Origin of the sequence: Bacillus cereus group sp. MYBK101-2 (genome assembly GCF_051918845.1) — a bacterium.
Lineage (GTDB): Bacteria > Bacillota > Bacilli > Bacillales > Bacillaceae_G > Bacillus_A > Bacillus_A paranthracis.
The window spans coordinates 1-4,438 of sequence record NZ_JBQAIE010000035.1; the positions used below are offsets into that span (position 1 = coordinate 1).

The window sequence follows — 4,438 nt, forward strand, 5'->3', positions numbered from 1 at the left end:
ATTTCATAGTTTCAATTTCTTCTTTGCTTCGAATCGGTTGTACATCAATCAAATGCTCTTTTTTAGTCATTTTTAATTTCCCCTTTCATGAACCCAGTAAAATCAACGAAATGAATGTATACTTTTTATATGTAAAACTGGATTTTCCTCCAAAATGGATTGAACCCAATAAAATCAGCAAAACGAATGTATACTTCTATCTAAAAGTTTACATTGAACTAGTGAAGAAGTCCAGTAAATTAGTTACTAAATTTGTAAAAAATATATAGACAAGTAAAAAGGGAAATGGTTACGATTTATATATAGTGATGGGGAGAGTTGATGCTCCTTCGCTCCCTGTCGCTACCTCGCTTTACAACCTCAAATCAGAAAGGACAATTCCATATGAAATTTACAACATGGGATAAATTCAATCCCGATGAACACAAGAACACAACAATTGTTATTGCAGATGGTCTTCCTCTACACAAACAACTCCGTATTAAACGACAAATTGAAGGTTTTACCCAACAAGAACTAGCTGAAATTCTTGGATTAGAGTACTTTTCACGAGTTTCTAGCATTGAGAGTGGCAAAGAGCTTCTTGAAACTGGTAAAAGACCTCACATTCAGATTGAGAGAATCAAACAGTATCTGTATGAGGAGGACTACCAAAATGGCGAACTGGTTAAATGAAACTAGAGAGTTTCGTCTTATGCCGTTTCATGAGCAGATAAAGACAAAACGCCTTGTAGATGGATTCACGCAAGAAACACTGGCTTTGCATCTTGGTATTCCGAAAGTGACGTTATCTAGAGTGGAGCAATGTGACATGCTTTTACCTAGAAAGCACATGAAGAAAATGTGTATTTACTTGTATGGCGACAAGTATTATCGAAACGGAAAATTAGCTTTTGATTATGAAAAAGAGCAATGATCCATGGATAAACAAATGATGAAGCAGCTGCAAATTGAACTTGAACGACTTGTACGAGTGAATGAGTATGAGAGTACATCATCAGCCGTGCGAGAATTGAATGAGAAACGCATAAAAGAGCTTGAATTGGCAATCACACTAAATCATCCAATTAAGCAGTACGACCAAAATAACGGCTATTACGAGTATGTAGCTCTGCACTCTGGAGCTAAGCCAAACAAATTAACTAGGATGGATTGAAAGGAGAAAATCATGAGAAAAGTACATGGGCAAAAACTTGATGCAGAAGCAGAAGCAATGATTAAGCGGTTGGAAGAAGAGAATGAACGTCCTGACGTTACTGAGTGGCAACGAGAAGCCAATAAGCACCGTATAGAGATGTATGAGCTAATTGGTCAAGATAAGCCTGCATATGAGCCGATTAACTGGGAAAATGGAATTTACGAATACATGGCGGTACACAAGAATCACATTACACCAAACGATTTAATTGACTAGAGGGCTGATTGTGGCTCTCTTTTCTTGTAGTGAGTGCTGAGTAGTGCGTTTATGCCGTGAAAGTCCATTTATGTATAGTGACCCTTTGCTTTACACTCGTAGGAAGTGACCCAGCAGGGTGGTTTCCCCTGGTGGCGTTAATTCCTTAAGAGTGCAGAGGGTGGAATCTGTGCGTCAATGGAACCATGGAATAAAAAGCAATACGGACAATGGAAGTAGCATTGACTTGATACATGCAGCAGGAATTACAGCAATGATCCATACGGAAATGAGAAGGAAACATTCTGTTGTGGGGGACGGGGTTTTCTTTTCATCGGCCGTAGGCTTCATGTAAGAGGGGGTATGGGCATGTAAAGATTTGAAAATACGCAAACATATACAAATAGCTACTCAGCAAATTGTGCTATTTTTTTCGCTCCTATAGGGTTTTCCTATATCAGATACTAGAAGAATATAAAAAGAATCGGTTGACGAATGAGTTTGCTAATGTTTAATCTTGGAGACAAGGCGAATCTTTTTTCGCCGTGTTCCTTGAAATTTTTTAATAGAAAATGGGTGAAGAAATGAAGAAAGAATATTTACATCCATACTCGAACCCCCGTACACATAACATGGGGGTGGAGCGTACAACCGAAACTGGGCTGAGAGCTTGTGTAGACTGGGTTGGAGCTACTTTCAAAAATATCGAGATGGAGCAGTTGATTTTTGACGTTTTGAAGCTAAATTCTGATGACTTTTCTAACGGTGATGGAAATTATGGTTACAAAGAATCTTTCCGTTATGGAAGTATTGTAATTTACTTTAATGGTCGTGAGGATATGGGTCTACATCTTGAATTGAAAGGTAGAGGATGCCGTGAGTATGAGAATCTTGGGAAACAGACTTGGAAAGAGTTGTTTCAGTCCATTTTTGCACACCAGGGCTATCTTACTAGATTAGATACGGCGGTTGATGATTTTGAAGGTATGTTTACTATACCGAAACTGGTAAACAAGATTAAGAAAGCTGAATTAATATCTCCGTTTAAACTTGCTAGGGTATTAGAAACTATTAAAATACACTCTGGTGATGTAAATGGGATGACACTATATTTTGGTTCTCCGCAATCTGATATTCAAATTCGGATATACGATAAGCTAGCGGAACGTAAGGGTACAAATTACAATGTGTCAGAAGATATTAAAGTATGGATTAGAACGGAATTGCAGTTACGAGATGAAAAAGCAATGCGAGTTGCTGAAATTATCACAAGTAAAGAAGATGGAGAAGAGTCCATTGGTGAAACTGTTTGCGGTATATTGAAACACTATCTCCGTTTTGTGGAAAAAGGGAAAAGTAAGGATACGAATAAACGCAGATGGAAAACCGCTAAGTTTTGGGACAAGTTCTTGGGAGAAGTTGAAAAGTTGCCATTAACTACGATCACTGAAGAAAAAACGGTATTGGAAACAAAAGAGTGGCTTAAAAGAAGTCTTGCTCCTACGTTGGCATTGGTGTATAAAGCGTTCGATAATGATATAGACCAAATAGCTGAAATTATCGATGAGGGGTGCAATCGTTTGAAAACGAAACATTATGAAATGATACGTAAGCATCAAGAAGGCATAAAAAAAGCTCCTATTGTGTGCGAAACAATAAGAGCAACCGAAAAATAAATATCTAACCGAAGTATATACGAATTTATAAAAAAGATTCAAGCCCTACAGAAAAAAGAAAATTTTCATGTATTATATGTATGCTAGTTTCGTAAAGTAGATTCAACTCTATCATAACCGTAAAGAACGTTGATACAACAATAATATAGCGATTTTTTAAGGGGGAGTACCTACCCCCTGTTTTCTTATGCCCAAAAACTGTGATTTTGTCCGTTATCGTGTTCGAATGCTTGGTATTACTGCATTTATCGTATAAATTGTTGCTTTACTAGAAAAAAATGTTCCACTATGTAAAGACGATTCCCTTTACCAGTCTATTTTCTTCCCTATGATTCTACAAGGAACACGGCGAGTCGCTAGAATGTTACTCAGAACGCTCAGATTTGACTGTATCCGACTTTTAGCAAGGGAGCAGGGATTTGCATGTGCCGTGCCATGGAATCGCTGGTAATGGCTATATATCTTGTCTTCTAGTATATCCACCTAGGAACGGTATTAAATGCCCTTGTATCACCTTTTCTATGTCTGCAAAGGCAAAGTATTGCTCCTTGCTCTTGTCATCGTCTAGAACGGCGTGTAAGCCCTCTGCGTGTATCTGTGTGATTGTTCCATGATAGTACAATTCCTCTTCTGTATCTTCTGCATACAAGTAGCGAACGATGATAGTTACATAGTCATCAAGAACAAACTGGAATTTTCCTTTTTCATGGCTATATTGGACTTGCATATTTTCACCTCCTTTCATGGACTGTATTTTATAAGTGGAATGTGTCCAATACGTTGTCTTTTTCCTCTTTGTTGATTCCGATATAAGTCAGTGTAATCTGCGGTGTACTGTGATTCAGTATGCCTTGCAACATAGCAACGTCCTTTGTTTGCTTGTAGAACCAGTAACCGAACGTTTTACGCATGGTATGAGTGCCAATTGACTCTACTTCTGCAAAGTCCCCTGCTTTTTGCAACTGTCTGTACGCCTGTATCTTGCTTATAGGCTTATCTCCTTTACGGCTAGGGAAAAGCCACTCGCTTTCTAGTCCTTCAGCATATGAAAGTACTTCAGCGAAAATAGATGTGATAGTAACTATACGTTTTTTCTTCGTTTTGCCTTCAAGAACAATGAATTCCTTTTTTCTTTTTCTTTTTAATCCAACGATCTGTTCTGTTTTTAGTTGGAGCAGGTCGCTTACTCGTAAGCCTGTATTGATTCCGATTAGAAACAACATGTAGTCTCTTTCACTGCAATGGCGTTTAAGTGCCCATTTCATAGTTTCAATTTCTTCTTTGCTTCGAATCGGTTGTACATCAATCAAATGCTCTTTTTTAGTCATTTTTAATTTCCCCTTTCATGAACCCAGTAAAATCAACGAAA

General features: G+C 37.9%; 8 protein-coding genes. 6 read left to right on the plus strand and 2 right to left on the minus strand.

Going from position 1 to position 4,438, the window contains the following annotated elements; genetic code table 11:
• Positions 1–384 precede the first annotated feature (384 nt).
• The 6 genes from ACTFSI_RS27690 (at position 385) to ACTFSI_RS27715 (ending at position 3,069) form a co-directional block, all read left to right on the plus strand.
• Positions 385–675 carry a helix-turn-helix domain-containing protein gene (locus ACTFSI_RS27690; RefSeq protein ID WP_161144506.1) on the plus strand — a complete coding sequence of 97 codons (291 nt, stop codon included), beginning with the start codon at positions 385–387 and terminating at the stop codon, positions 673–675.
• Positions 656–916 (plus strand): helix-turn-helix domain-containing protein, encoded by a 261-nt coding sequence (locus ACTFSI_RS27695; protein ID WP_161144507.1) that lies wholly within the window; start codon positions 656–658, stop codon positions 914–916. Before ACTFSI_RS27690 ends, ACTFSI_RS27695 begins: the two co-directional genes overlap by 20 nt.
• Before the next feature lie 3 nt (positions 917–919).
• On the plus strand, positions 920–1,156 hold the full coding sequence (locus tag ACTFSI_RS27700; protein WP_161144508.1) for a hypothetical protein: 237 nt from the start codon (positions 920–922) through the stop codon (positions 1,154–1,156).
• Positions 1,157–1,168: 12 nt separating this feature from the next.
• Complete coding sequence (locus tag ACTFSI_RS27705; RefSeq protein WP_161144509.1) at positions 1,169–1,414, plus strand: hypothetical protein; 246 nt, start codon at positions 1,169–1,171, stop codon at positions 1,412–1,414.
• 169 nt (positions 1,415–1,583) lie between these two features.
• Positions 1,584–1,748 carry a hypothetical protein gene (locus ACTFSI_RS27710; RefSeq protein ID WP_277711174.1) on the plus strand — a complete coding sequence of 55 codons (165 nt, stop codon included), beginning with the start codon at positions 1,584–1,586 and terminating at the stop codon, positions 1,746–1,748.
• Positions 1,749–1,977: 229 nt separating this feature from the next.
• Positions 1,978–3,069 carry a replication initiation factor domain-containing protein gene (locus tag ACTFSI_RS27715; protein WP_063263157.1) on the plus strand — a complete coding sequence of 364 codons (1,092 nt, stop codon included), beginning with the start codon at positions 1,978–1,980 and terminating at the stop codon, positions 3,067–3,069.
• 454 nt (positions 3,070–3,523) lie between these two features.
• On the opposite strand, the gene ACTFSI_RS27720 is transcribed toward ACTFSI_RS27715, so the two are convergent.
• Together ACTFSI_RS27720 and ACTFSI_RS27725 are read right to left on the minus strand one after the other, a co-directional pair.
• A complete protein-coding gene (locus ACTFSI_RS27720; RefSeq protein WP_161144504.1) occupies positions 3,524–3,796 on the minus strand; it encodes a hypothetical protein in 273 nt (90 codons plus the stop codon).
• Positions 3,797–3,824: 28 nt separating this feature from the next.
• A complete protein-coding gene (locus ACTFSI_RS27725) occupies positions 3,825–4,397 on the minus strand; it encodes a tyrosine-type recombinase/integrase (RefSeq protein WP_161144505.1) in 573 nt (190 codons plus the stop codon).
• Between the last annotated feature and the right edge of the window lie 41 nt (positions 4,398–4,438).

Bases quoted from the DNA above. Each gene is read 5' to 3' on its own strand.
- ACTFSI_RS27690 (WP_161144506.1), top strand. From the start codon at position 385: ATGAAATTTACAACATGGGATAAATTCAATCCCGATGAACACAAGAAC.
- ACTFSI_RS27695 (WP_161144507.1), top strand. From the start codon at position 656: ATGGCGAACTGGTTAAATGAAACTAGAGAGTTTCGTCTTATGCCGTTT.
- ACTFSI_RS27700 (WP_161144508.1), top strand. From the start codon at position 920: ATGGATAAACAAATGATGAAGCAGCTGCAAATTGAACTTGAACGACTT.
- ACTFSI_RS27705 (WP_161144509.1), top strand. From the start codon at position 1,169: ATGAGAAAAGTACATGGGCAAAAACTTGATGCAGAAGCAGAAGCAATG.
- ACTFSI_RS27715 (WP_063263157.1), top strand. From the start codon at position 1,978: ATGAAGAAAGAATATTTACATCCATACTCGAACCCCCGTACACATAAC.
- ACTFSI_RS27720 (WP_161144504.1), bottom strand. From the start codon at position 3,796: ATGCAAGTCCAATATAGCCATGAAAAAGGAAAATTCCAGTTTGTTCTT.
- ACTFSI_RS27725 (WP_161144505.1), bottom strand. From the start codon at position 4,397: ATGACTAAAAAAGAGCATTTGATTGATGTACAACCGATTCGAAGCAAA.